Raw genomic sequence first — 26,033 nt, 5'->3', positions numbered from 1 at the left:
TCATTATAATCTATATCTAAAAATTCCTCAATTTCAGTTAGGCTTTGAAACCCTTCAATTGTTTTTAATTCGGTATTATAAGCAATATATAAGTTTTTAAGTTTTACGGAATCATTTAAAATATTTAAGTCTGTAATTTTTGATCCCTCAAGTTGAAAACCTCCTTCAAAATCCCTTAAATTTTGAAGTCCGTTTATATCTTCTAATACTAGGTTAGAATAGAAGATTAAATCACCACCAATATGATTTAATGATTGAAGCGAATTTAAATTTTTAACTTCCCGATTGTAATAAATCTTTAAATTATTTCCTACAAACTCTAAATTATTCAATCCTTCAAAGGTTTGCGCTTGTGTATGTCCAAGTTCAAAATAACCGTGTACTTTTTTTAAATCTATTAAGGGAGATAAATCATATATTTCTGAGCCTACTACCGTTAAGTTATATAGAAGCTCGTTATAATGATGCGTGCCAAACTCATTTACCTGTTCTTGAGTGTATAAATAAACATTACTGTTATTGGTGTTTGCTAAATATTCATTAGTATTGAAAAAATATTCCACGGTAGCAATTTGATTACCATCAGTAGCTGTAATTTTTCCATTGTAAGTTGTTTCACTAGAAAGGCCGCTAAAAGTATAAGCGGTTAGGCCAAAATTATCTTCTATCATTTCATTATTTAGAAATATTTGGTAGCTTATATTTGAACCTTCGGGTCGTGTCCAGGTTATTGTTGCAGCCCTATCTGTGACATTCTGAACTTCTACTTGAAATGTAAAAGTTGTGTTTTCATCATCGCCACTGTCTTTGCTACAGCTTAAAAGATTGATAGCGAAGAATAAGGCTAAAAATATTTTAGTTTTCATAAATAAATTTGAATTTAAATATAATTAAAAAAATTACAAATCATTACTCTTCTCCTTCTGCCCAGCCATCATTAAATACGCTTTTAAAAATCCATCAATCTCTCCATCTAGCATTGCATCTGTATTTCCAGTTTCGTGGGCGGTGCGAACATCTTTAACCAGCTTATAAGGGTGCAAAACATAATTTCTAATCTGTGAACCCCATTCTATGGCAAGTTTGCTGTCTTCAATTTCGGCACGTTGTGCTAATTGTTTTCGAAGCTCAATTTCATACAACTGCGATTTAAGCATTTGCATTGCCTTTTCACGGTTGTCCAACTGACTTCGGGTTTCACTGTTGTGTATTACGATTCCGGAAGGATGGTGGGTAAGTATGGCTTTTGTTTCAACCTTGTTTACGTTTTGTCCTCCGGCGCCACTACTTCGGGCAAATTCCCACGAAATATCAGCGGGATTTATGTCAATTTCTATAGTGTCATCAACTAAGGGATAAACATAAACGCTCGCAAAACTAGTGTGTCTTTTTGCATTACTATCAAACGGAGAAATACGCACCAAGCGGTGAACGCCGTTTTCGCTTTTTAGCCAACCGAAAGCGTATTCGCCTTCAATTTCCAAGGTTACTGTTTTTACCCCAGCCACATCGCCAGCCTGAAAGTTCAGTTCCTTTACTTTATAACCGTTTTTTTGTGCCCACATTAGGTACATACGCATGAGCATTTGTGCCCAATCGCAGCTTTCCGTTCCTCCAGCACCTGCGGTAATCTGTAGCACTGCACTCATATCATCACCTTCCTCGCCCAGCATATTTCGGAATTCCAGTGCTTCTATGGCATTCTCAGCTTTTTCATAAGCCGCATCTACATTTTCAGCCTTGCCTTCGCCTTCTTTATAAAAATCGAGCAGAATTTCGGCTTCTTCAGTAAGATTTGTAGCTGTTTCATAATCTATAACCCATTTCTTTTTAGTGCGCAACACCTTCATAAAAGCTTCAGCTTCGCGCGGGTTGTTCCAAAAATTAGGGTCAAAGGTTTTTTCTTCGTCGTTTGTAATCTCTATGCTTTTGCCAGCAATGTCAAAGATAGCGCCTTAAGGCATCCAGCCGCGACTTAAGGTCTTTGATTTGGTCTGTTGTAGTCATATTTTGGTATGAATTTGAGCAAAAATACTATTAACTTCGCAAGCGGAAAGTATTTTTCGGCTAATTTTATACTTTCTGAAAAATATGCAATTTCAAATCGCCAATGTGTAAAAAATTACTTCTTATGAAAAACTTATTTTTCCTTTTTATTTTATTTGTTACCTGTATTGGTTTCGCCCAAAACGATGAAGCATTTGTAGATTCACTTGTTTCCCAAAAAATGGCCGAACTTGAAATGCAGGAAAATCCTGAATATTTTTTTAGAAAAGATTATTGCGATGGTAATATTCAGATGTTTACTATGCCCGATGGAAGTTTATGTACTTCTACATCTACTTATTACTCCGTTTATCTTTTTTGGAAAGTAGAGGAGGAAAGAATGATGGTTCAAAAATTTGACAATTGCGGAAGCTACATGCCTTTAACAATTGGCATTAGCAAAACGATTAAGAAAGTTCTAAAAGACAAGGAACCTTTAAAGAAAGACGAAGTAAAACCTTATGAAGGTGAAAAAATTGATGAAAATGCATTCGGAAATCTGTCCGTTAAATCATGCCAAAAGGAATATAAGTTTGTTTTAAACAACGATGTTTTTGAAAAAAGCTTTAAGGAATTTGATTTAACCAACGATTCAAAATATAAAAACGTAAATGCAGACCACAATAAATCACTAGAATTGATTAAACTTGATAACGATATATCAGAAATGATAAAACATTTTGAAGAAAGTGGAAGATTTTTCCGTGAAAACTAAAAGTATGACAATAGATTTAAGAAGTGATACTGTAACAAAGCCTACGCAAGGAATGTTACATGCCATTATGAGTGCTGAAGTGGGCGATGATGTTTATAAAGAAGACCCTGCGGCAAATAAACTGGAACAGAAGTTAGCTAATATGTTTGGGATGGATGCCGCACTATTTTTCCCAACGGGAAGTATGGCAAATCAAGCCGCAATAAAAATGCACACCCAGCCCGGAGAACAGCTGATAGCTGATAAGTGGGCACACGTTTATAATTACGAAGGTGGCGGAGTCTCCTTTAACAGTGGGGTTTCGTGTAAACTGATTGACGGTAATCGTGGAATGATTACAGCTGCCCAAGTAGCAGAAAGTATAAACCCCCCAGATTTTTATCACAGTCCTTTAACCAGCTTGGTTTGTCTTGAAAATACTACAAATAAGGGTGGGGGAGCATGCTATGATTTTTCCGAAATTGAAAAAATCCGTCAAGTTTGTAACAATCATAATTTAGGGTTGCATTTAGATGGTGCGCGAATTTGGAATGCCCTAGTTGCAAAAAAAGAAGATCCTAAAAATTATGGAAAAGTGTTCGATACTATTTCCGTTTGTTTGAGTAAAGGTATGGGCACGCCAATGGGCAGTGTGCTACTGGGGAAAAGTGAAATTATGAAAAAAGCCATGCGCGTCCGTAAAGTTTTGGGTGGCGGCATGCGGCAAATAGGTTTTATGGCTGCTGCCGGTATTTACGCTTTAGACAATCATTTGGAACGTTTGGCAGAAGATCATAAAAAGGCTTCTGAAATTTCTGAAATGCTTTCACAACAATCTTATGTAAAAAAGGTTGAGCCCACAGAAACAAACATTATTATATTTTATCTCTCGGAAGAAATTTCCGAAGAAACGTTTATGAAGGATTTGCTTCAGAAAAATATAAAAATAAGCAGCATGGGTCAGGGAAAGCTAAGAATAGTAACCCATTTGGATTATACGGATGAAATGCATGAAACATTTCTGAAAGTTCTAAAAAACTACACTAAATAATTCTTTCTATGCTTCATATTTCAGCGTCATATACAGACTTGTATCAATTGACAATGGCTCAGGTATATTTTAAGACAAAACCTAAAAGTGAGGCAGTTTTCGATTATTATTTTAGAAATAATCCCTTTGGCAGTGGTTACAGCATTTTTGCTGGTTTAGGGAATATACTTGAAATTCTAGAAAATCTTCGATTCACAAATGAAGATATTGATTATCTAAAAATTCACGGTTTTGAAGCAGATTTTTTAGAATACCTACGAGATTTCCGATTTCGGGGCAGAATTTTTTCTTCGGCAGAAGGAGATATTGTTTTTCCCAATAGACCCATTCTGCAAGTGGAAGGAAATATTATGGAGGTTCAGATTGTAGAAACTGTTTTACTGAATATACTTAATTTCCAAACGCTTATCGCAACAAAAGCTAGCCGTATTCGCCATAGTGCGGGAGATAAATTTTTGCTGGATATGGGTTTAAGACGCGCACATGCAACTGGCGGTTATTATGCTACCCGTGCAGCAGCAATTGGCGGTTTTGATAGTACGAGTAACGTAAAGGCTGCTGAAGATTTTAATATACCTGCTTCGGGCACTATGGCTCATTCATTTATACAGAGTTACGAAAATGAACTGCAGGCATTTCAGGATTTTGCGCGAATACGCACAAAAAAATGTGTTCTTTTAGTAGATACGTACAACACTTTAAAGAGCGGCGTGCCCAATGCAATAACGGTTGCAAAGCAGATGGAAAGTAGGGGAGATCTTCTATTTGGTGTGCGTTTGGATAGTGGCGATTTAGCGTATTTAGCAAAAGAAACACGTAAACTTTTGGACAATGCAGAGCTGAAATATGTAAAGATAGTAGCGTCAAACCAGCTAGATGAATATGTTATAAAAAGTTTAAATGAACAGCATGCTCCCATCGATATTTTTGGGGTGGGTACCAATCTGGTTACCGGAAAGCCTGATGCTGCGCTTGATGGAGTCTATAAACTTTCTGAATATAATGGCGAACCACGAATAAAGCTTTCAGAAAATATCATTAAAGTTTCCCTCCCTTCCAAAAAGCAGGTTTACAGAATGATAGATGAAAACGGAATGTTTTACGGAGCTGATGCTATTGGGCTTGCTTCCGAAGAAGGAATCTCAAAAATGCTTCACCCTTTTGATGCGACGAAAAACTTAGAACTGCAAAGATTTCAGAAAGAGGCGCTATTGGAAAAAGTAATGGAAAAGGGAAAAACCGTAATTGCTAAACGAGAAGTTTCTGAAATAGCAGAATACTCCAAAAAAAGATTAGCTATGCTTCCCGAAGAATATAAAAGGTTCCAAAATCCACACACTTATAAAATTGGTTTAAGTGAGCAATTAAAAACAATTCGAGACAAGCTTGTTTCGGGTCATTCCTTTTAAAAAAAACGAATAATCCCAATACTCAAGTTTTATTAAATAAAAACACAAGCTCAGTAATATTTTTTTGAAAAAATATTACTGAGCTTGTGTTTAAGGTAAGTGATAAGATAATTTTTATTCTACTTCTTTCACGCTAGCCCCTGGAGCATTTTTTCTTACAGATTCAATTCCATTTTTGGCGCCGCTTTCAGCAGTATACATTTGGCTGCTACCAATTATTTGTCCATTTGTGGCTTTAATATTGAAATGAATTTTTCCGTTTTTCGCAGTTTTCATTTCAAAACTTTCGTCCTTTCCACAATTTTTCTGGACTGACTCGATGCCGTTTAGGGCTGATGCTTTTGTGGCGTACATTTGACTGGTTAAAATTACCTGTCCATTAACTGCTTTTAGCACAAAGTGAAACTTATCACCACTTTTTTTAAGTTCAAACATAATTAGATATTTAAGGTTTAATAAATCATTGAACTCTCAATATCGTGAAAAACAATAAGTTTTAAAAGTAAGCGAATGTTTTTTTTATAAGTATAGCCTTCAGCTATTTAAACATATCCATTCCCGGTATGTTTGGCATTCCTTCTTTGGCCACTGCTGCAATTTCAGTTTCGTTTACGTTTGTAGCTTTTTCAATGGCTTTGTTTAAAGTGAGAATTAAATAATCTTCCAGTTGCTCTTTATCTTCCAAAAGACTGTCAGCAATCTCAATTGTTTTAATTTTTCTATTTGCTGTGAGCGTAATTTTTAAAAGTCCGTCGCTACTAGCTTCGTCAATCAACACAGTGTCCAAGCGTTTTTTAGTGTCATCTACTTTCTGTTGGGTTTCTTTAAGTTTGCCCATCATTCCCATTAAATCTCCAAACATATTTTTTTTATTTTAGTTTGCTGCAAATTTACTAAATTGGATAGCTATATAACAACCTTCAATTATGAAAAAATTTGTCTTTGTTTCAATTGCAAGTCTTACTTTTGCCGCATCAATAAACGCGCAGGAAACTACAGAAGTTATTATGAAAATTACTCCCCCTAAAGCCGAAAAAATTGCCAAGGAATTAAAAGCCAATGGCGATGTTCGCATTGATAATTACTATTGGCTCAATAATCCCGAAGATGAAAAAGTAATTAATTACTTGAATGATGAAAATACGTTTTACGAAGCAATGACGGAACACACCAAAAAGTTCAAGTCAGCTCTTTTTGAAGAAATGAAGGCGCGAATTAAGGAAGATGATGAATCGGTTCCGTATAAATTCAACGGATATTACTACATAACACGTTATCAAACAGGAAAAGATTACCCAATCTACACGCGAAAAAAAGGTTCGTTGGATGCAAAAGAAGAAATTCTTTTTGATGTTAACGAAATGGCGAAAGATTATTCATATTATAATCTTTCGGGTTTGAATGTATCAGAGGACAACAATTTGGTTTCCTTTGGCGTAGATACCCTAAGCCGAAGAAAATATGACATTTTTGTAAAAAACCTGAAAACTGGTGAAATCTATCCTGAAAGAATTCCATTGACAACCGGCAGTGCAACTTGGGGCAGTGATAACAAAACACTTTTTTATACCAGAAAAGACGATAAAACCCTTCGTGCAGATAGAATTTACCGCCACACTTTAGGTACAGATCCAATAACTGATGAACTTATTTTCACAGAAGAAGATGATACTTTTGGCACGTATGTTTACAAAACGAAGTCGAAAAAATTTATCGTAATCGGCTCATATAGCACACTTACTTCAGAATACAGAGTTTTGGATGCTGATAAACCAACGGGTGAATTCAAAATATTTCAACCTCGTGAAAGAGGGTTGGAATATAGCATTTCGCATTATGGAAACAATTGGTATATTTTGACCAATAAAGACAAAGCGCTCAATTTTAAACTGATGAAAACGTCGGAAGACAAAACTTCCAAAGAAAATTGGGTTGATATGATTCCGCATCGCAACGACGTTCTGCTTGAAGATATAGATATTTTCAAAGATTATTTGGTAATCAGCGAGCGAAACAACGGTCTAACAAAAATTCGTATAAAAAAATGGAAGGGAGATACAGATTATTATCTTCCCTTCGACAATGAAACGTATACGGCATTCGCAACCCAGAATCCTGAATTTGACACAAAAATATTGCGATATGGCTATAATTCTTTAAATACGCCAGCTTCTGTGATTGATTTCAATATGGAAACCAAAGAAAAGACGCTTTTGAAAGAAACCGAAGTTTTGGGTGGCAAATTTGATAAAGATAATTATGAAACCGAACGTTTATGGGCAACAGCCGCAGATGGAACAAAAATTCCGATGTCGGTAATTTATAGAAAGGGAATAAAAAAAGACGGGAAAAATCCGTTGCTAATTTATGGCTACGGATCATACGGCGCTACAATTGATCCTTATTTTTCATCGGTACGCTTAAGTCTTTTAGACCGTGGGTTTATATTTGCAATCGCGCATGTTCGCGGTGGGGAGTATATGGGCAGACAATGGTATGAGGATGGGAAACTGCTGAAAAAGAAGAACACATTTACCGATTTTATTGATGCATCAAAATATTTGATAGCCGAAGGTTATACTTCCAAAGAACACCTTTACGCTTCTGGAGGTTCTGCTGGCGGGCTTTTAATGGGAGCTATTGTGAATATGGCGCCTGAACTATATCATGGCGTTATTGCTTCTGTTCCCTTTGTTGATGTTGTAACTACAATGCTTGATGATTCAATTCCACTGACTACAGGTGAATATGACGAATGGGGAAACCCAAATGAAGTAGATTATTATAATTATATGAAAAGTTATTCACCGTATGATAATGTAGTGGCAAAAGAATATCCAAATATGCTTGTTACAACAGGCTTACACGACAGCCAAGTACAATATTGGGAACCAGCAAAATGGGTTGCCAAGCTAAGAGATTTAAAAACCGACAAAAATACTGTTCTTTTGCAAACCAATATGGATGCAGGCCACGGCGGAGCTTCCGGGCGTTTTGAAGCATTGAAGGAAGTCGCTATGGATTACGCCTTTTTATTGGATTTGGAAGGAATCACTGAGTAATAAAAATATTTCCTTACCTTTGTCCGGTTGAAAAATTCAGTTTCAAGCTGAGTATTTTTTATAACGAACTACCTCTTTATGAAAGAAGAAATAAAAGCCTATAATAACGTGTTGGAACTAATAGGCAACACGCCATTAATAAAGCTTAATAAGATTACCCAGAAAATGAAGGGTAATTATTTCGCAAAGGTTGAAGCATTCAACCCCGGACATTCTACCAAAGACCGCATTGCACTTTATATTATTGAAGAAGCCGAGAAAAAAGGCATTCTAAAACCTGGCGATACTATTATTGAAACCACCAGTGGAAACACAGGTTTCAGTATTGCAATGGTGAGCATCATTAAAGGTTATGATTGTATTTTGGCAGTAAGCTCAAAATCTTCGGCAGATAAAATTGATATGCTTAAAACTATGGGTGCCAAGGTTTATGTATGTCCTGCTCACGTTAGCGCTGATGATCCGCGTTCATATTACGAAATAGCAAAAAAAATACATAGCGAAATTAAAGGTTCGGTTTATATTAATCAATATTTTAATGAATTGAATATTGATGCGCATTACCAATCTACAGGTCCCGAAATTTGGGAACAAACTGCCGGAAAAATCACTCATTTAATAGCTTGTAGCGGAACAGGAGGAACAATCTCTGGAACTGCTCGTTTCTTAAAAGAGCAAAATCCAAATATTAGAGTAATAGGAATTGACGCTTACGGCTCAGTTCTTCAAAAATATCACCAAACAAAAGAGTTTGATGCAAATGAAATTTATCCATATCGCATTGAAGGTTTGGGTAAAAACTTGATTCCAACTGCTACAGATTTCAATATAATTGACAAATTTGAAAAAGTAACCGATGAGAGCAGCGCACATACAGCTCGTGAACTTGCTAAAACGGAAGGATTATTTGTAGGTTACACTAGTGGCGCTGCAATGCAAGGAATAAAGCAACTTGAGGAAGAAGGCGAATTTGATGAAAATAGTAATATTGTTGTCATCTTTCCTGACCACGGTTCACGCTACATGAGTAAAATTTACAATGATGAATGGATGAGCCAGCAAGGATTTTTTGATTCTGAAACTGCAGAAATTCAACAAATAGAATACATAAAGTAAAATGGTGTTTATAAAATAGAAAAAATCCCGTTAGCGATACGCTTTCGGGATTTTTTCGTAATAAGATTATTACAATCTAAAATCTAATGCACAAAATCCAAAATCTTATTATAATTTAATTAATTTTGTCCCACATTTTTAACAAAAGATTTAATGAAAGATTTATTCGATAAAATCTATAAAGATAAGGGCCCGTTGGGAAAATGGGCCGAACAAGCGGAAGGCTATTTTGTTTTCCCAAAACTGGAAGGTCCTATTTCCAACAGAATGAAATTTAAAGGCAAAGATGTAATCACTTGGAGTATCAATGATTATTTAGGCCTTGCAAATCATCCCGAAGTTAGAAAAGTAGATGCGGAAGCAGGTGCAAAATGGGGATCTGCCTATCCAATGGGCGCTCGAATGATGAGCGGCCATACTGATCTGCACGAGCAGCTTCAACGAGAACTTGCGGCATTTGTAAGTAAAGAAGCAGCTTACCTTCTAAATTTTGGTTACCAGGGAATGGTTTCAACTATTGATGCATTAGTTTCAAAGGATGACGTTATTGTTTATGATGTTGATGCCCACGCTTGCATTATTGATGGGGTTCGTCTTCATTTGGGGCAACGCTTTACTTACAGGCATAACGATATGGAAAGTATCGAAAAAAACCTTCAGCGCGCTACTAAGGTTGCTGAAAAAACAGGAGGAGGAATTCTTCTTATTTCTGAAGGTGTTTTCGGAATGCGCGGTGAGCAAGGAAAATTGAAAGAGATTATTGAACTTAAGAAAAAATACAAATTTCGCTTTTTTGTAGATGATGCGCACGGTTTTGGAACACTTGGTAAAACAGGAGCCGGAGCAGGTGAGGAGCAAGGCGTGCAGGATGGAATTGATGTGTATTTTGCCACTTTTGCAAAGTCAATGGCAAGCACAGGAGCATTTATTGCAGGTGATGAGGAAATAATGAATTACCTAAAATACAATCTGCGTTCACAAATGTTTGCAAAATCATTACAGATGGTTTTAGTTGAAGGTGCATTGAAGCGTTTGGATATGCTTCGCACAATGCCCGAATTGAAAGAAAAACTTTGGGAAAATGTAAATGCATTGCAAGGCGGACTTAAAAAGAGAGGTTTTGATATTGGAACAACGCAAAGCTGCGTAACACCAGTATATTTGAAGGGAAGTATTCCAGAAGCGATGGCATTGGTAAAAGACCTTCGTGAAAACCACGGAATTTTCTGTTCAATCGTTGTTTACCCAGTAATTCCTAAAGGATTGATTCTTTTAAGAATGATTCCAACGGCTTCACACAACTTACAGGACATTGAAGAGACTTTGGAAGCTTTTTCAGCGATCCGTGAAAGATTGGAGAATGGAACCTACAAACGTCTTTCTGCGGCTGTTGCGGCGGCGATGGGAGAGTAAATTTAAATTCTAAATATTTATATATTGAAAAATCCACCTTTTTGAGGTGGATTTTTTTTAAATATTTTTCCTAAAAGTACTCCGCTCTTTATGCTGCACAGGATTGTAATCCTTCCAAAGCAATTGCACCGCAGTATTTTCCTTTAATTCTGGATTGGTTTCAACAGTGTGAATTCCTTTCGAATTAAAGAGATACTGCATTTCTTCAAAAATAATTGCAGTAACTCCTTTTCCTTGATATTCGGGGTCAATTCCTATTAAATAGAAAGCAGCAGTATCATTTTTTTTCTGTGCTTTTAGTATATAATTCCAGCCAATTGGAAACAGTTTTCCGTTTGCTTTTTTCAATGCTTTTGAGAAAGAAGGCATCACGATGGAAAAAGCAATCAATTTCCCGGTTTCATCTTTTATACAACAAATGTAATCTGGGTGAATGAAACTGAAATATTTCTTTTTGTAATAATCAATTTGATATTGCTGAATGGGTACAAAAGTTTGAAGATTGTCATATGTTTTATTCAACAGACCAAACATAGCATCTACATAAGGTAGAATTTCTTTTTTATCCTTAAAACGAATCACGGAAAGTTTATAGCGTTCCCGTATAATTTTAGAAAATTTCGCCACCTTTTCAAAAATTTCTTCTGGGATTCTTAATCTGTACTCCACCCAAGTAGCCTGTTTTTCATAACCAAGTGTTTCCAAATGCTGGGCGTAATAGGGATAATGATACCAAGTAATCATAGTATTCATTTCTTCAAAACCCATAGTGAGGATTCCAGCTTTTTCCATATTGCTGAAACCCACGGGGCCTTCAGCATATTCTAAATTGTGTTCGCGACCTTTTTCGTAGGCTTTTTCAAGCAGTGCTTTGGTTACCTCAATATCGTCCACCATATCCAGCCAACCGAAGCGGATTTTTTTCTTTCCTTGTTCGTTTATTTCAAGGTGATTTAAAATAACTGCAATCCTACCTACAATTTTATCATTTTTATAAGCCAAATAATACCAAGCTTCGGCATTTTTGAAAACAGGATTTTCTTTAATATCCAAGGTTTCCATTTCGTCTTTAATAAGAGATGGAACCCAATATTTGCTGTCTTTGTATAGCTTAAAGGGGAAAGTGATAAATTTTTTAAGATCACTTTTAGAGGTGGTTTGTTTTACAGTAATCATATAATACTATTGTTCGCCGTTATCTTCTGGAGTTAATTCTTCTTGACGTTCCTGCTTTTTATCTTTCTTCTCTTTTTCATCTAACTCTTTGTTTACCTTATCTTCTAAATATTCATCCTTGTTGTGCATATCAAAGCGATAAGCCATACCAACACGACCATAAAATTTTGAAGGTGTATCTTTAAAACTGTACGTTAGCGAAAGATCCACTTGTAAATTTTGGTTGAGCAATGCCGCAGCACCCCCACGAAGTAATTGGTCTGAATAGAAATCACTTTTCAGTCCTTGATTTTCGAGAAAAACAGAAAAATAACGGTTAGTTGCGTGTGTGAGTGTAAGAATATAACCATACGTTGGAAAATCTGTAGTAACACGATCTACAATAATATTGGTTACAAAAACCCACCCGCCAATAAAGTTATTTTGAGTTGAAAGAACTAATTTCGGGCTGATGGTGCTTTCAACTTCTGGCGTGAAAGGATTATCGGCAAAATCAAAGTTAGCACCTGCGTAGATTGAAATAGCTGGAATTAAATCTGCCCATTGAGTTCTATTATTAGCTTTCCAGCTATAAAGATTGGGGCCTTCAAGATCACGTTTTCTATAGGGATCGTAAATTAAATATTTGGCTCCAAGAGTGTTGCTTTTGAAATTAGAAAGTTTGTATTCCCGTGATACTGCAGAACGATTATCTGTAATTTTATTAGATTGATATTCGCCCATAAGACTTACTTCTAGCCTTTCCTTCCAAAAACCATATCGAATGGAATAGTCTATGGCTAAGCCATTTGTCTCGGTTTTTAAAAGTTCGTGTTTTTCTTTTCCGTAACTGAACCCAGTTTCAACCTGAAGCACATTAGTACCTACCGAAAACGCTCCTTGCGATCCGCCCGGGCGATTGGTATTAATCATTTCGGTATATTGTGCAGAAGCATTTAAATAGGTTATAAAACAGAGTAGGAATAGAAAGGGAAGTTTAACGTTCATGGAATGCTGGGTTTAGTTCAAAGATATAAGATTTTACCATTAATTTAATAGTGAATATTCGTCTTTTTATGCACCAATCCTTATTTTTGGAAATAATTTGACCGTTATGATGACATTCCTAAAAACGATATTAATCATTCTTTTGGTATATTTTGGGCTTAAGTTTTTAATTAGGCTCGCAACTCCTTATTTAATGCGCTATATTTCGAAAAAAGCTGGGCAACAGTTTGAGCAGTTTTTTGGAAACAATTCAAATATGAATTCGCAGCGCGAGAAGGAGGGAAGTATAACCATTGATAAAAATCCAGCCCAAAATTCGCAATCCAGCAAAAAAGTTGGAGAATATGTGGAATTTGAGGAAGTGGAATAAATTTGACGCTTGAACCACGATTTTTTTGAATCACGACTTATAGACATTTTTTTTAGTCGTATATCAAAAAGTCGTGGTTCGTGTTTCCTTTTAGCCGTGGTTCGTGTTTCCAAAAAAAGCCCTAATTTCCCCACTTCATATTTACAAGTAAAATTATGCAGTCCAACTATAAAAAATTTCTTCCCCATTTAGTTGTTTTTATTTTATTTATCGTTGCATCCTTGGCATATTTTAATCCTGTTTTGCAGGGAAAAAAAATATTCCAAAGTGATATTGTACAATACACCGGAATGGCAAAACAACAAAACGATTTCCGAAATGAAACAGGTGAAGAAACCTATTGGACTGATGGGGCTTTTGGCGGAATGCCAACCTACCAATTAGGCGCAAAATATCCAAACAATTACATTAAACAACTCGATCTGGCCATTCGCTTTTTGCCCAGACCTGCGGACTATCTGTTCCTTTATTTTATTGGAATGTATATTCTATTTTTAGTGCTTAAAGTTGATTATAAATTGGCTTTTCTCGGTGCTTTGGCATTCGGTTTTTCTACGTATTTAATAATTATTTTAGGCGTTGGTCATAACGCAAAAGCACACGCAATAGCTTATATGCCGTTTGTTTTAAGTGGAATTTTTCTTACATTTCGAGGAAAATATCTTTGGGGTTTTTTACTGCTGACGGTTTCTATGGGATTGGAATTGGTAGCAAACCACTTCCAAATGACGTACTATTTAATGCTTTTGGTAGTAATAATAGGTATCGTTTATTTGATTGATGCCTTCAGAAAAAAGGTGCTTCCGCATTACTTTAAAGCGGTTGGTATAATGGCTGGAGGAGTCTTGATAGCCGTTGGTCTGAATGCCACAAATATTTTATCAACCAAGGAATATGCAGATACTTCTACGCGAGGCAAAACAGAACTGACCATAAATGCAGATGGAACGCCGAAGGATAATAAAACCGGACTCGATTTCGATTACATTACTGAGTATAGTTATGGAAGGCTGGAAAGTTTCAATCTTTTCATTCCTCGTTTTATGGGCGGTAGCTCTTCGGAAGCATTTCCAAAGGATTCAAAAACAGTTGAAAGTTTAATGCGTATGGGAGCTTCTTCACAGGAAGCTAACAATGTTTTGAGCCAAATACCGATGTATTGGGGGGATCAAAGTTTTGTAGGTGCTCCTGCATATATTGGTGCAATTATGATTTTTCTAGCCGTTTTGGCCCTATTTTTAATACGAGGAAGATTGAAATGGTGGACGGTTTCCACTTTCGTTTTAATACTGCTTTTGTCGTGGGGAAAAAACTTTAGTGGTCTCACAGAGTTTTTTATTGATTATATACCGATCTACAATAAATTTCGAGCCGTCTCTTCTATACAAGTGATTATTGAATTGATTCTTCCTATACTTGCCATCGTTGGCCTGCATCACTTTTTTAGTCATTTTGAAAGAGAGGAAGAAAAGAAAAAAGCTTTGCTTTGGTCCACGGGAATTGTGGGGGGAATTACATTATTGTTTATTCTGTTTAAGTCAGCTTTATTTGATTTTGCAAGTCCGTACGATAGCTATTTTAGGGATGAAATGGGACTTCCTTTTTTAGACACCATTCGCGAAGATAGAATGTCACTGTTCACTTCTGATGCAATCCGTTCTTTGATATTTGTACTTTTAACCGCTGCTGTTTTATGGTTTTTTATGAAAGGAAAACTGAAAAAAGGATTTGCAGTTGCCGCGTTGTGTGTTTTGGTATTAATTGATTTAGTAGGTGTTGATAGAAGATACGTTAACGAGGATGATTTTGTACAAGCTAAATTAGTAGATGAACCTTTTCAAAAAAATGGTGCAGATGAACAGATTTTGAAGGATGATGGCCATTACCGTGTTTACGATGCTTCCACAAATGCATTTAATAGTGGGCGCGCAAGTTATTATCACAACGCGTTGGGAGGTTATCATGCTGCGAAGCCTGGCAGAATGCAAGATTTATTTGAATTTTATATAAGCAAAGGAAATATTGGGATTCTTAATATGATGAACGTTCGTTACATTATTACCCAAAACAAAAATGGCGGCCCAGTGGCACAGCGCAACCCATATGCCAATGGCGATGCTTGGTTTGTTGAAAATGTGCAACCAGCTGAGAATGCAAATGAAGAAATTCAGCTTTTAGACAGTTTGGATACCAAAAAAACTGCGATTATAAATAAGGAGTTCCTTTCAAAAATACCAAGTAAAAAAATTGAGAGGGATAGCACTGCGACCATTGAACTTTTCAGTTACCAACCGAATCACCTGGTTTACGAAGCTTCCACAAAATCAGCTCAATTGGCGGTCTTTTCAGAAGTTTATTATTCAAAAGGCTGGAATGCATACATCAATGGTAAACCTGCGGAATATTTTCGTGCTGATTATGTTTTAAGAGCAATGGTAATTCCATCCGGAAATAATAAAATAGAGTTCAAATTTGAGCCGAAAGTAATTCAAACAGGAAGTACCATCTCTTTAATTAGCAGTATTATTTTTCTCTTAATTTTATTGAGCGGCTTGTATTTCGCCTTTCGAAAAAAAGAATTGAAAGAATAAATGAAGCGCGCCCTAATTATTACATATTATTGGCCTCCAGCGGGCGGTCCAGGCGTACAGCGATGGTTAAAGTTTGTAAAATATTTTCGAGAATTTGGTGTGGAACCTATAGTCTACGTCCCGGAAAACCCAAACTATCCCTTGATTGATGAAAATTTTTCTTCTGAAATCCCTGTTGATATTGAAGTTATAAAACAGCCTATAAGCGAGCCGTATCGTTTCGCAAAGCTATTTTCAAAAAAGAAAACTAAGCAAATAAGCAGTGGCATTATTTCAAAAAAGGAAGCTTCTGCAATGGAAAAGTTGATGCTCTACGTTCGCGGTAATTTTTTCATACCCGATGCACGCGTGGGTTGGGTAAAACCTTCCGTTGCATTTCTTTCAGAATATATTGCTAAAAATCCTGTGGATGTTGTAATAACTACCGGTCCGCCGCACAGCCTTCATTTAATTGGGATGCAACTTCAAAAAAATCTAAACGTAAAATGGATTGCAGATTTTCGCGACCCATGGACTACGATCCATTATCACAAATCACTTCGCTTAAACAAATCTTCGGAACGAAAACACAAAGAGTTGGAAGCATCGGTATTAAAACTGGCAGACATAATCACTGTAACCAGCCCGACCACAAAGAAGGAGTTTGAAATGATTACCGAAACTCCCATTGAAGTTATTACAAATGGTTACGATACTTTGGAAGAAATCCATTTTGAAAAGGATAAAAGCTTTTCTATCTCACATATAGGTTCGCTTTTAAGTGAACGAAATCCCGAAGTTTTGTGGAAAGTGCTTGCTGAAATTTGCAAAGAAAATAATTCCTTCAAAAATGATTTGCGACTTAAATTTGCTGGTGCGGTAAGTGAAGAAGTAAAGAAAAGTCTTGAAAGTTTTAAGCTATTTTCAAATTGTGAATTTTTGGGTTATGTTTCTCATCAAGAAGCTATAAAATTGCAGCATCAAAGTCAAGTACTATTATTAGTAGAAATAAATAGCGCCGAAACTCGGGCTATTATTCCCGGAAAACTTTTTGAGTATTTAGCCGCCAAACGCCCAATTATTGCATTCGGACCAAAGGAAAGTGATATTGAAGAAATTATTTCTAAAACTAAATCTGGTACTTTTTTCAGCTATTGGGATGATGATGAATTAAAGCTTGAAATCCTTCGTCTCTATGAACATTTTCAAAATGGAGATTTAAAAATTGCTTCTGAAGGTATTGAGAAATACAGCAGAAAAGAATTGACAAAACGAATGTCATCCTTAATTCTAAGTTTAAAAAAGTAAACCCCCGATCTCCGCCAAAAGCAAATCACGGAGGTTTAACCAACCAACCAAAAAACTATTTTTATCCGCGTCCTCCTCGTGAGCTAGTTTCCTTTGCGGAACTACTTCTTGAAGTTTTTGCACTTGAATTACCTCGTGATGGAGCGCTGGACTTATTTACTGTACTGCGGCTCGCCGTTTCTCTCTTGGGAGCCTGTGTTGTATTTCTTTTTGCCGAACTATTTTTACTATTTGAAGAAACAGATCGTGTTTGTTGTTTCTGAACTGTTCTATCAGTTGACACCTTTTTTGAATCATTTGAGCGCGATGTGTTACCTCCTCGAGAAGTAATGGTATTAGTACGAGAAACGTTTCCGGAATTGCGGGTATTTCGGTCAACTCTTGTAGCTCCTTTACTGTTGGTACTGCTACTTCTTGTAACTGTATTACTTCGCACATTATTTTTTCGGATTGAGCTATTGTTGCGTCCATTGTTAGAGGCAACCATTGTGTTTGTTCTGTTAGGATTATAATCTTTATTTACGGAAGCTCTTCCTTTTTTATCATAAACACGGCTACCTGGGCGATAGAAATCCCTACGGCCATTGTGATAAGCTACGTGATTTCTTTTTTTGTAGTACACCACGTGATCGTGGTAACTGTATCTAACAGGGCTGTAATATCTTCTGTAAGGCATATCATATACTACACAATGGTTGTAAATAGGCCTCGCATAATAAGCATGCCAAGGGCGGTATACATAATATGGATTGAAAACATTTATAACACCTGTGCTATGTGAAAAATAACCGTAGTTATTATATATTACGTGAAGACCACCAACGCGAACAACTCTTCTGTCGTTATATTGAATATCTACATTTCCCGCTTGAACGATACGTCCATACTCATCATAATATACTGGAACGTCTTCAACTTGAATCACAGCACCGTAATCATCATATTGAACATAAGCTTCATAATCATAACCTGAATTAAAACTTACATTCACATTGGGAGTATTAATCACAACTTGTGAACCTGTTTGTGGCCCAACATATACAAAGTCGAATTGGCCATCGGGAAAAACGGAAAATTCTACATCGCCTTCAACGAAGATGTAAGCATCTCCATTATAACCTCTCCTGAGGTTGTTTTCACTTTCGGTGGAATTTGCATTTGCTGAAAATCCCATTAAAAGGATACTGAAAATAAATGCTATGTTTTTCATAAGTTTCAAAATTTAAGAGGTTCGTACTGCTTTAAATTTTTTGGTAAGCTGGGTACGATTATAAACAACCAACGACCGTGCCAAGTTTTTAAGTGTTTGATTTTCAGTAGTATTTGTAGAATTTAACAAAAACTACAGCTATTTTGAAAAGCTATTAAATAAAAAATCCGTTGAAGTGGTAAACACTTCAACGGATTTTAAAAACTAACCAACCAAAAAACTAAAATCTTATTTTTCAATTAACAGTTTTCAATTATTGTGCCAAAAAAATTTATAATCTCTTAAAGTTTTTCATTTAAATAGGTAGCGGTAAATGATTTTTTACTTTTTACAACTTCTTCCGGAGTACCTTCGGCAACAACATGCCCACCGTTTTCACCACCTTCTGGACCAAGATCTATAATATAGTCTGCACATTTAATCAAATCTAAGTTATGCTCAACTACAATCACCGTATGACCTCTATCCAATAAAGCATAAAAAGAAGCTAACAATTTTTTAATGTCGTGAAAATGAAGTCCCGTAGTGGGTTCATCAAAAATGAAAACAGTCTTTTCTTTTGAAGTTCCTTTTACTAAAAACGATGCAAGCTTGATACGCTGTGCTTCACCTCCAGAAAGGGTGGAGGAACTTTGTCCCAATTGAACGTAACCAAGTCCCACATCCTGCAATGGTTGTAATTTTGCCGCTATTTTATCTTGCTTGTACTCTCCAAAAAATGCAACAGCGTCATCTACTGTCATCGTGAGGATATCATCAATGTTTTTATTTTGAAAAGTTACTTCCAAAACTTCTTTTTTGAAACGTTTGCCGTTGCATACATCGCAAATTAAATGCACATCGGCCATAAATTGCATTTCAATAGTAACTTCACCTTCACCTTTACAGGTTTCGCAGCGGCCGCCATCTACGTTGAAAGAAAAGTGTTTCGCTTTGTATCCACGAATGTCCGAAAGTTTTTGTGAAGCATACAAATTCCGAATATCGTCATACGCTTTAATATATGTTACAGGATTACTTCGGCTGGAACGTCCAATGGGGTTTTGATCAATAAACTCGATACTTTTTATTGTATCAAAATCTCCCTTTATTTCAGAAAATTGGCCAGGCTTTTCTCCATAACCTCCAATTTCACGAGATAGGGCGGGGTATAAAATTTTCTTAACTAACGTACTTTTCCCACTGCCGGAAACACCTGTAACTGCGGTGAAAATATTAAGAGGAAAAGTGACATCAATATTTTTTAAGTTGTTTTGTCTAGCACCTGTAATAGTGACTTTGTTTTTTGAAATACGCCGTTTTTTGGGTACTTCAATTTCCATTTCCCCGTTCAAATATTTAGCAGTCAGTGAATCTGACTTCAGTATTGCAGCATAATCCCCTTGTGCGACCACCTCGCCACCAAAAGTCCCAGCCTCTGGTCCAATATCTATAATTTCATCAGCGGCTTTCATTATATCTTCATCATGCTCCACCACAATGACGGTATTTCCTAGATCGCGGAGGGATTTTAAAACCACAATAAGTCTTTCGGTGTCTTTTGGATGAAGTCCGATGCTTGGTTCATCTAAAATATACATAGAGCCAACAAGGCTACTTCCCAGAGAGGTAGCCAAATTGATTCGCTGCGATTCTCCGCCTGAAAGTGTATTCGACATTCTATTAAGTGTTAGATAGCCCAGACCAACGTCTTGCAAAAACCTCAATCGATTGTTTATTTCCAACAAGAGTCTTTTTGCAACTTTTTCATCATAGACGGAGAGTTTCAGATTTTTGAAGAATTCAGCTGCTTTGTCTAACGGCAGTTCTACAAGTTCCTGAATTGCTGTACCATTTATTTTTACGTATCCGGCTTCAGGACGTAAACGTTTTCCATTACAGGTAGTACATTTGGTTTTTCCTCGGTAGCGCGAAAGCATCACACGATTTTGAATTTTATAACTTTTCGATTCCAAATAGGAAAAGAAAGAAGTTAAGCCTTCAAAATGTTTATTGCCGTTCCAAACCAATTGTTTTTGTTCTTCGGTAAGTTGAAACCAAGGTTTATGAATAGGGAAATCAAATTTATAGGCACTGTTAACTAACTGATCCCGATACCAACTCATACTTTCGCCACGCCAAGGAAATATTGCATTTTCGTAGATTGATAAAGCTGTGTTTGGAATAACCAAATCCTCATCAACACCAATTACATTGCCATAGCCTTCGCAGGTTGGGCAAGCACCGTATGGATTGTTAAAGCTAAAAAGATGCACGTTCGGTTCTAAAAAGACCATTCCATCCACTTCAAAGCGGTTGTTAAACTCTGTAGTTTTTTTTGAAGAGAGTTCCTCAATATATAATTCTCCTTTGCCTTCAAAAAAGGCTATTTCAATAGCATCGGCAAGACGGTTATAAAAATCTTCATCATCCTTTGTAATGATTCGATCAATAACTAAGTTAATTTTTTTCGGAAAAGACTTCGCATTTAATTCATCTATACGTAAAACTTCATCTTTAATTTTAATTCTGGAATAGCCTTGTTGAGCAAGTGCTTGTATTTTGTTTTCCATAGTTCGTCCTTCTTCCAAATGGATAGGGGCGAGAAGGAGCACTTTTTCACCTTCAGAAATTTTTTTTATGAAATTTATAACATCTGTGGTGGTATCTTTTTTAACTTCTTTACCAGAAATAGGAGAAATTGTTTTCCCAATTCGTGTGAAAAGAAGTTTCAAATAATCATAAATTTCAGTAGATGTACCCACGGTTGATCTTGGGTTTGTGGCGTTCACTTTTTGCTCGATTGCAATGGCTGGTGAAATTCCCTTTATTGAATCAACCTTTGGCTTATCCAGTCTTCCTAAAAATTGTCGGGCATAACTGGAAAGGCTTTCAACATAACGGCGCTGGCCTTCTGCATAAAGTGTGTCAAATGCCAAACTTGATTTTCCGCTACCAGAAAGTCCGGTTATAACCACCAATTTATTGCGTGGTATGGCAACCGAAATGTTTTTAAGATTGTGTAGTTTGGCACCCTGTATTAGGATGTTTTTTTTTGTGTCTATCGTTTCCGTATTCAATTTCTTTTTTCCTTTTTTATAGCTTTTTGCAAAGATACTATATCGAATTAAGCAATGCACCTTAGAGCTTATTATTATTTTTTAATGAAAATTTTAACCTTTTTTTTGCATTTGTTATTTCTTTGTTGTTATATTTACGGCTCTTAACGTCATATAAAAAAAATATTGCCTATAGCTGATCATTACTTTTAACAAATAAACATTTTAACTAAGCAACCAAATCCATAGTTGTTTATTTTTTAAAAAAAGTATTGATATGAAGCAAAGCACAAGCTCTGACGCGTTTCTAGTAAGCGCTTATATGAACGGAAATGAATCTGCACTTAGCGAGTTAATAACTCGACACAAGCAAAGAATCTACAGTTTTATTTATTCTAAAGTTTTTGATAGGGATGTCGCTGAAGATGTCTTTCAGGATACTTTTATTAAGGTTATTAAAACCTTAAAAAGAGGTGCATACAATGAAGAAGGTAAATTTCTTCCTTGGGTAATGCGAATCGCCCATAATTTGGTTATAGATCATTTCAGAAAAAATAACCGAATGCCAAAATTTGAAAGCAATAACGATTTTAATATCTTTTCAGTCTTAAGTGATAATGCGCTAAATATTGAAAAGCAAATTATTAAAGGGCAAGTTGAAAATGACGTTAGGAGGCTAATTGAAGAACTTCCAGACGATCAAAAAGAGGTTCTAATGATGCGTATCTATAAAGACATGAGTTTCAAGGAAATAAGTGAGCAAACTGGCGTTAGCATCAATACTGCGTTAGGAAGAATGCGATATGCCTTGATTAATTTACGCAAAGTGATTGATAAACATAATATTATATTAACTAATTGATACAATAAAATAATTTTTGTTGCGTTATTTGAAAATAAACCTCAAAAAAACGCTTTATGCAAAAATTTTACTCTAAAACCTCACGGGTGGACGACGTGAATAAAAACCTTGTTCCAAAAGAAGAAACCATAAAATTTCTTCTGGATTATTCGATGGCTTTAAGTGTTATAGATTACCATAAAATGAAGTTTGAAGCACTTCTAAACTAAACTTTGGAGAAACCCTGGAATTAGCTTTTCGGGGTTTTTTTTATCTAATCTCAAAAATTTAACTTACCGCTTTTTCTTTTTCAAATAGTCATTGATAACTGTTTTTCTGCCAATATTTGTGGTAATAATATCCTTTTCCAAATCCCATCCTCGGGCGGGAGAATAATGTCTTCCATACCATATAATTTGAAGATGTAGTGTATTCCATAAATCTATCGGAAACAAACGCTTTGCATCCTTTTCAGTCTGAACTACGTTTTTACCATTAGTAAAACCCCATCGATACATCAATCTGTGAATATGCGTATCCACAGGAAAAGCAGCAATGTTGAATGCTTGGCTCATAACGACACTTGCAGTTTTATGACCAACGGCCGGTAAAGATTCCAAAGCTTCAAAATCAGCTGGAACTTGTCCGTTATATTTATTGATTAAAATTTCAGAAAGCCCGTGAATTCCTTTTGATTTCATCGGGGAAAGCCCTACTGGTTTTATAATTTCTCTAATTTCCTCTACAGTAAGTTTTACCATATCGTACGGATTATCTGCTATTTGAAATAGAAGTGGTGTAATCTTGTTTACTCTAACATCTGTACTTTGGGCAGAAAGCAAAACAGCAATCAATAATGTGTATGGGTCTTTGTGATCTAACGGGATTGGAACTTGCGGGTATAATTTATTTAACGTATCAATAACGAAAGTTACCTTTTCTTGCTTGGTCATTTTAAGTACATTTATAAAAAATAAAGATAATGAAAACATTAAAGGCAGGTGATAAAGCCCCAGATTTTAAAGTGAATGATCAAGATGGAAATACTATTTCATCAGCAGATTATAAAGGGAAAAAATGGATTGTTTTTTTCTATCCTAAAGCAAGTACTCCCGGCTGTACCGCTGAAGCTTGCAATCTTCGGGATAATTATAGCGAACTTCAAAAAGAAGGTTATGAACTTTTAGGCGTAAGTGCTGATAGTGAAAAACGTCAAAAAAACTTCAGAGAGAAATACAATTTTCCTTTTCCGCTTTTAGCTGATGAAAATAAAGAAGTAATCAATGCCTTTGGAGTTTGGGGCCCAAAAAAGTTTATGGGGAAAGAATTTGACGGAATTCACCGAAAAACCTTCTTAATAAACGAAAAGGGAATTATTGAAAACGTAATAGATAAGGTAAAAACCAAAGATCACGCTGCACAAATATTAGATTAATTATCTACTTTTTCAGCCGTTCCTTTATAATTGAAAAGGTGCTTGTTCTTTATAATTTCAGAAACTCCAGCTGGAAGCATTTCTTCCCAACCTTCGTCACCATTTTCTATTTTTGAAAGGACTTCGCGTGAAAAAATGTCAAGAATTTTAGGATTGTAATCTGTAATATCTACGACTTTTCCATTGTATTTAAAGAACTTATATAGTTCCTTCATACGTGGATGTACTTTAAGATTCTCACTGTTGGTATATTCTCCCGTTTCAGGATCTTTCATTGGGTAGAGATATACTTTCAAATCTTTAAAGAAAAGTTTACCGAATGCCTCTAAAATTCCACCACTTAGATGACGATAGTATTTTTCATCAAAAATATCCACCAAATTATTTACTCCCATTGCAAGCCCCATACGCATTTTTGTATAGCGGGAGAAGTATTCAACAAGTTTGTAATACTCCTGAAAATTAGAGATCATCACTGTATGCCCGAGCGAACAAAGAAGTTTTGCGCGGTCCATAAAATCCTCTTCATCAATCTCTCCTTCAGCTCTAAGATTAGAAAGTGTGATTTCAAAAATAACTTCGGTACGCTCTTTTTCTACCCTGTTTTCTGCTAGAAACATTTCATAAGAACGTTCAAACATATCAATATTAACCTTTGTTACAGGTCTAAAGCTTCCGCGAAGTGCTAGTATATTTTTCTTATAAAGTATTCTTGCAGGAAGAATGTTATGGCCATCGGAACCAAACATAACCGCATCTGTCATTCCATTTTTAATTAGCTGAAGACTCATTAAACGGTTGTCAACATCTTTAAAACGGGGACCAGAAAAGTTAATGGTATCTATTTCAATCTTGTCTTTATCAATATGATCGTACAAATATCGGAGCAATTTTTTAGGTTGATCATATTTGTAATAAGCGCCATAAATTAGATTTACGCCCAATATTCCCAAGGTAACTTGCTGCAATTGCGCATCATTTTCGTGAAAGCGAACGTGAAGGGTTATTTCATTGTAAGCTTCTTTTGGATCAACTTGATAGCGAATACCCACCCAGCCGTGGCCTTTGTATTGTTTTGCAAAATCTATGGTAGCCACAGTATTTGCGAAGGCGAAGAATAGTTTATTTGGATGCTTTTGGCGGATAATACGTTCCTCAATCAAATTTATTTCATGAGAAAGCATCTTTATTAATCGTGCTTCGGTTACATATCTGCCGTCTTCCTCAATGCCATAAATAGCATCGCTAAAATCTTTATCATAGGCAGACATTGTTTTAGCGATAGTTCCTGATGCACCACCAGCTCTAAAAAAATTACGAACGGTTTCTTGCCCGGCTCCAATTTCGGCAAAGGTGCCGTAAATGTTTTCGTTCAGATTAATTCGTAAAGCCTTACTTTTTATGGAAGGAATGTTTTCAAATTCCTTGTCACCTAATATGGTTTCCGGCATAGCAACGTTCTATTTTTCTTAATAACAAAGGTAGCAAATACAATAGGTAAACAAAAAAAATACCAGTATTTTTGCGAGAATGGATTCAACATTTACCGTTACATTTCTCGGCACTGGAACTTCACAGGGAATCCCTGTAATAGGTAGCAATCACCCGGTTTGTAAAAGCTTAGACCCAAAAGATAAACGTTTAAGAGTTTCAGTTTTATTGCGTTGGGATGATTTTACTTGTGTAATAGATTGCGGCCCAGATTTTAGGCAGCAAATATTGCGCGAAAATGTTTCAAGAGTTGATGCAATTCTATTGACTCATGAACATAGCGACCATACAGCTGGATTAGATGATATTAGACCTTTTAACTTTATGCAGGGCAATATGCCTTTTTATGCTCATAAACGCGTTTTTAAATCATTGCATGAACGGTTTGCCTATATTTTTGAAACTGTAAACAAATATCCTGGTGCGCCTAGTGTAGAAGAAATTGAAATAGACAAAGACACACCTTTTATAATAGGAGGGAAGGAAGTAATTGTAATTGAAGCTTTTCACGATAAACTTCCAGTTTTAGGGTTTCGAGTAGAGGGTTTTACATATTTAACAGATGTGAAAACCATTACTGATAAAGAAATTGAAAAGATAAAAGGCACCAAGGTTTTGGTGGTTAATGCACTCCGTGAAGAGGAACACTATTCACATTTCAACCTTTCGGAAGCACTTGATTTTGTGCAAAAAGTAAAACCAGAAACAACATATTTTACACACATTAGCCATATAATGGGCTTTCATGAGGAAGTGGAGAAAAAACTTCCACAAAACGTGCATTTGGCATTTGACACACTCACTATAACAATTTGA

General features: G+C 35.9%; 23 protein-coding genes. 13 read left to right on the top strand and 10 right to left on the bottom strand.

Annotated features, from left to right (window positions below; genetic code table 11):
* On the bottom strand, nt 1–866 hold an 866-nt coding region (locus AEQU1_RS15220), incomplete at its 3' end, for a fibronectin type III domain-containing protein (protein ID WP_146743764.1).
* A gap of 33 nt (nt 867–899) precedes the next feature.
* Nucleotides 900–2,007, bottom strand: a protein-coding gene (gene prfB / locus AEQU1_RS15215) for a peptide chain release factor 2 (protein ID WP_111882465.1) whose coding sequence is annotated in 2 segments (ribosomal slippage) — nt 900–1,943 and nt 1,945–2,007 — 1,107 coding nt in all. Because the reading frame shifts where the segments join, the coding sequence is not laid out codon by codon here.
* Nucleotides 2,008–2,131: 124 nt separating this feature from the next.
* Between prfB and AEQU1_RS15210 the strand changes: the two genes are divergently transcribed.
* Genes AEQU1_RS15210 through AEQU1_RS15200 form a run of 3 tightly spaced genes read left to right on the top strand, consistent with a single transcriptional unit; the run spans nt 2,132 to nt 5,200 of the window.
* Nucleotides 2,132–2,761, top strand: a complete 630-nt coding sequence (locus AEQU1_RS15210; RefSeq protein ID WP_111882463.1) for a hypothetical protein — start codon at nt 2,132–2,134, stop codon at nt 2,759–2,761.
* A gap of 4 nt (nt 2,762–2,765) precedes the next feature.
* Nucleotides 2,766–3,791, top strand: coding sequence for a low specificity L-threonine aldolase (locus tag AEQU1_RS15205; protein WP_111882482.1), 1,026 nt, complete (start codon nt 2,766–2,768; stop codon nt 3,789–3,791).
* A gap of 8 nt (nt 3,792–3,799) precedes the next feature.
* Nucleotides 3,800–5,200, top strand: coding sequence for a nicotinate phosphoribosyltransferase (locus AEQU1_RS15200; RefSeq protein ID WP_111882461.1), 1,401 nt, complete (start codon nt 3,800–3,802; stop codon nt 5,198–5,200).
* Nucleotides 5,201–5,314: 114 nt separating this feature from the next.
* Here AEQU1_RS15200 and AEQU1_RS15195 read toward each other — a convergent pair whose 3' ends face one another.
* Both AEQU1_RS15195 and AEQU1_RS15190 read right to left on the bottom strand, forming a co-directional pair.
* Nucleotides 5,315–5,635, bottom strand: coding sequence for a YegP family protein (locus AEQU1_RS15195; RefSeq protein ID WP_111882460.1), 321 nt, complete (start codon nt 5,633–5,635; stop codon nt 5,315–5,317).
* 103 nt (nt 5,636–5,738) lie between these two features.
* Nucleotides 5,739–6,062 carry a YbaB/EbfC family nucleoid-associated protein gene (locus AEQU1_RS15190; protein WP_111882458.1) on the bottom strand — a complete coding sequence of 108 codons (324 nt, stop codon included), beginning with the start codon at nt 6,060–6,062 and terminating at the stop codon, nt 5,739–5,741.
* 64 nt (nt 6,063–6,126) lie between these two features.
* Between AEQU1_RS15190 and AEQU1_RS15185 the strand changes: the two genes are divergently transcribed.
* The 3 genes from AEQU1_RS15185 to AEQU1_RS15175 all read left to right on the top strand — a co-directional run bounded on the left by AEQU1_RS15185 (nt 6,127) and on the right by AEQU1_RS15175 (nt 10,791).
* On the top strand, nt 6,127–8,262 hold the full coding sequence (locus AEQU1_RS15185) for a S9 family peptidase (RefSeq protein ID WP_111882456.1): 2,136 nt from the start codon (nt 6,127–6,129) through the stop codon (nt 8,260–8,262).
* Nucleotides 8,263–8,340: 78 nt separating this feature from the next.
* Nucleotides 8,341–9,378 carry a PLP-dependent cysteine synthase family protein gene (locus tag AEQU1_RS15180; protein WP_111882454.1) on the top strand — a complete coding sequence of 346 codons (1,038 nt, stop codon included), beginning with the start codon at nt 8,341–8,343 and terminating at the stop codon, nt 9,376–9,378.
* Between the two features lie 153 nt (nt 9,379–9,531).
* Nucleotides 9,532–10,791, top strand: a complete 1,260-nt coding sequence (locus tag AEQU1_RS15175; RefSeq protein WP_111882453.1) for an aminotransferase class I/II-fold pyridoxal phosphate-dependent enzyme — start codon at nt 9,532–9,534, stop codon at nt 10,789–10,791.
* A 57-nt stretch (nt 10,792–10,848) separates the two neighbouring features.
* Here the strand turns inward: AEQU1_RS15175 and AEQU1_RS15170 are convergent, their stop codons facing one another.
* Nucleotides 10,849–11,967 carry a GNAT family N-acetyltransferase gene (locus AEQU1_RS15170; protein WP_111882451.1) on the bottom strand — a complete coding sequence of 373 codons (1,119 nt, stop codon included), beginning with the start codon at nt 11,965–11,967 and terminating at the stop codon, nt 10,849–10,851.
* Nucleotides 11,968–11,973: 6 nt separating this feature from the next.
* On the bottom strand, nt 11,974–12,954 hold the full coding sequence (locus tag AEQU1_RS15165) for a transporter (protein ID WP_111882450.1): 981 nt from the start codon (nt 12,952–12,954) through the stop codon (nt 11,974–11,976).
* Between the two features lie 106 nt (nt 12,955–13,060).
* Between AEQU1_RS15165 and AEQU1_RS15160 the strand changes: the two genes are divergently transcribed.
* The 3 genes from AEQU1_RS15160 to AEQU1_RS15150 all read left to right on the top strand — a co-directional run bounded on the left by AEQU1_RS15160 (nt 13,061) and on the right by AEQU1_RS15150 (nt 17,202).
* Nucleotides 13,061–13,324: a DUF4834 family protein gene (locus AEQU1_RS15160; protein WP_309300268.1), complete on the top strand. Its 264-nt coding sequence runs from the start codon at nt 13,061–13,063 to the stop codon at nt 13,322–13,324.
* Between the two features lie 155 nt (nt 13,325–13,479).
* Nucleotides 13,480–15,915 (top strand): YfhO family protein, encoded by a 2,436-nt coding sequence (locus AEQU1_RS15155; RefSeq protein ID WP_111882446.1) that lies wholly within the window; start codon nt 13,480–13,482, stop codon nt 15,913–15,915.
* Entirely contained in the window at nt 15,916–17,202 is a 1,287-nt protein-coding gene (locus AEQU1_RS15150; RefSeq protein WP_111882445.1) for a glycosyltransferase family 4 protein, read from the top strand.
* A gap of 61 nt (nt 17,203–17,263) precedes the next feature.
* On the opposite strand, the gene AEQU1_RS15145 is transcribed toward AEQU1_RS15150, so the two are convergent.
* Both AEQU1_RS15145 and uvrA read right to left on the bottom strand, forming a co-directional pair.
* Nucleotides 17,264–18,412: a hypothetical protein gene (locus tag AEQU1_RS15145; protein WP_111882443.1), complete on the bottom strand. Its 1,149-nt coding sequence runs from the start codon at nt 18,410–18,412 to the stop codon at nt 17,264–17,266.
* A 281-nt stretch (nt 18,413–18,693) separates the two neighbouring features.
* On the bottom strand, nt 18,694–21,471 hold the full coding sequence (uvrA, locus tag AEQU1_RS15140) for an excinuclease ABC subunit UvrA (RefSeq protein ID WP_111882481.1): 2,778 nt from the start codon (nt 21,469–21,471) through the stop codon (nt 18,694–18,696).
* A 256-nt stretch (nt 21,472–21,727) separates the two neighbouring features.
* Between uvrA and AEQU1_RS15135 the strand changes: the two genes are divergently transcribed.
* Both AEQU1_RS15135 and AEQU1_RS15130 read left to right on the top strand, forming a co-directional pair.
* Nucleotides 21,728–22,312, top strand: a complete 585-nt coding sequence (locus AEQU1_RS15135) for an RNA polymerase sigma factor (protein ID WP_111882442.1) — start codon at nt 21,728–21,730, stop codon at nt 22,310–22,312.
* 56 nt (nt 22,313–22,368) lie between these two features.
* Complete coding sequence (locus AEQU1_RS15130; RefSeq protein WP_181566797.1) at nt 22,369–22,521, top strand: hypothetical protein; 153 nt, start codon at nt 22,369–22,371, stop codon at nt 22,519–22,521.
* Between the two features lie 63 nt (nt 22,522–22,584).
* Here AEQU1_RS15130 and nth read toward each other — a convergent pair whose 3' ends face one another.
* Nucleotides 22,585–23,244: an endonuclease III gene (gene nth / locus AEQU1_RS15125; RefSeq protein WP_111882479.1), complete on the bottom strand. Its 660-nt coding sequence runs from the start codon at nt 23,242–23,244 to the stop codon at nt 22,585–22,587.
* Nucleotides 23,245–23,273: 29 nt separating this feature from the next.
* Between nth and bcp the strand changes: the two genes are divergently transcribed.
* The gene (gene bcp / locus AEQU1_RS15120) at nt 23,274–23,726 is read left to right on the top strand and encodes a thioredoxin-dependent thiol peroxidase (protein ID WP_111882440.1); all 453 of its coding nucleotides are present in this window, start codon (nt 23,274–23,276) and stop codon (nt 23,724–23,726) included.
* Here bcp and AEQU1_RS15115 read toward each other — a convergent pair.
* Nucleotides 23,723–25,177 (bottom strand): TonB-dependent receptor, encoded by a 1,455-nt coding sequence (locus AEQU1_RS15115; RefSeq protein WP_111882438.1) that lies wholly within the window; start codon nt 25,175–25,177, stop codon nt 23,723–23,725. The two genes, bcp and AEQU1_RS15115, sit on opposite strands and share 4 nt — an antisense overlap.
* 79 nt (nt 25,178–25,256) lie before the next feature.
* Between AEQU1_RS15115 and AEQU1_RS15110 the strand changes: the two genes are divergently transcribed.
* A complete protein-coding gene (locus AEQU1_RS15110; RefSeq protein WP_111882437.1) occupies nt 25,257–26,033 on the top strand; it encodes an MBL fold metallo-hydrolase in 777 nt (258 codons plus the stop codon).

This window comes from Aequorivita sp. CIP111184, from assembly GCF_900489465.1.
Taxonomy (GTDB): domain Bacteria; phylum Bacteroidota; class Bacteroidia; order Flavobacteriales; family Flavobacteriaceae; genus Aequorivita.
The sequence above is the reverse complement of the archived record's forward strand: the minus strand, read 5'-3'. Positions and strand labels throughout refer to the sequence as shown.

Excerpts from the sequence above, each read along its gene's own strand:
- AEQU1_RS15210 (WP_111882463.1), top strand. The coding sequence starts at position 2,132 with ATGAAAAACTTATTTTTCCTTTTTATTTTATTTGTTACCTGTATTGGT.
- AEQU1_RS15205 (WP_111882482.1), top strand. The coding sequence starts at position 2,766 with ATGACAATAGATTTAAGAAGTGATACTGTAACAAAGCCTACGCAAGGA.
- AEQU1_RS15200 (WP_111882461.1), top strand. The coding sequence starts at position 3,800 with ATGCTTCATATTTCAGCGTCATATACAGACTTGTATCAATTGACAATG.
- AEQU1_RS15195 (WP_111882460.1), bottom strand. The coding sequence starts at position 5,635 with ATGTTTGAACTTAAAAAAAGTGGTGATAAGTTTCACTTTGTGCTAAAA.
- AEQU1_RS15190 (WP_111882458.1), bottom strand. The coding sequence starts at position 6,062 with ATGTTTGGAGATTTAATGGGAATGATGGGCAAACTTAAAGAAACCCAA.
- AEQU1_RS15185 (WP_111882456.1), top strand. The coding sequence starts at position 6,127 with ATGAAAAAATTTGTCTTTGTTTCAATTGCAAGTCTTACTTTTGCCGCA.
- AEQU1_RS15180 (WP_111882454.1), top strand. The coding sequence starts at position 8,341 with ATGAAAGAAGAAATAAAAGCCTATAATAACGTGTTGGAACTAATAGGC.
- AEQU1_RS15175 (WP_111882453.1), top strand. The coding sequence starts at position 9,532 with ATGAAAGATTTATTCGATAAAATCTATAAAGATAAGGGCCCGTTGGGA.
- AEQU1_RS15170 (WP_111882451.1), bottom strand. The coding sequence starts at position 11,967 with ATGATTACTGTAAAACAAACCACCTCTAAAAGTGATCTTAAAAAATTT.
- AEQU1_RS15165 (WP_111882450.1), bottom strand. The coding sequence starts at position 12,954 with ATGAACGTTAAACTTCCCTTTCTATTCCTACTCTGTTTTATAACCTAT.
- AEQU1_RS15160 (WP_309300268.1), top strand. The coding sequence starts at position 13,061 with ATGATGACATTCCTAAAAACGATATTAATCATTCTTTTGGTATATTTT.
- AEQU1_RS15155 (WP_111882446.1), top strand. The coding sequence starts at position 13,480 with ATGCAGTCCAACTATAAAAAATTTCTTCCCCATTTAGTTGTTTTTATT.
- AEQU1_RS15150 (WP_111882445.1), top strand. The coding sequence starts at position 15,916 with ATGAAGCGCGCCCTAATTATTACATATTATTGGCCTCCAGCGGGCGGT.
- AEQU1_RS15145 (WP_111882443.1), bottom strand. The coding sequence starts at position 18,412 with ATGAAAAACATAGCATTTATTTTCAGTATCCTTTTAATGGGATTTTCA.
- AEQU1_RS15135 (WP_111882442.1), top strand. The coding sequence starts at position 21,728 with ATGAAGCAAAGCACAAGCTCTGACGCGTTTCTAGTAAGCGCTTATATG.
- AEQU1_RS15130 (WP_181566797.1), top strand. The coding sequence starts at position 22,369 with ATGCAAAAATTTTACTCTAAAACCTCACGGGTGGACGACGTGAATAAA.
- nth (WP_111882479.1), bottom strand. The coding sequence starts at position 23,244 with ATGACCAAGCAAGAAAAGGTAACTTTCGTTATTGATACGTTAAATAAA.
- bcp (WP_111882440.1), top strand. The coding sequence starts at position 23,274 with ATGAAAACATTAAAGGCAGGTGATAAAGCCCCAGATTTTAAAGTGAAT.
- AEQU1_RS15115 (WP_111882438.1), bottom strand. The coding sequence starts at position 25,177 with ATGCCGGAAACCATATTAGGTGACAAGGAATTTGAAAACATTCCTTCC.
- AEQU1_RS15110 (WP_111882437.1), top strand. The coding sequence starts at position 25,257 with ATGGATTCAACATTTACCGTTACATTTCTCGGCACTGGAACTTCACAG.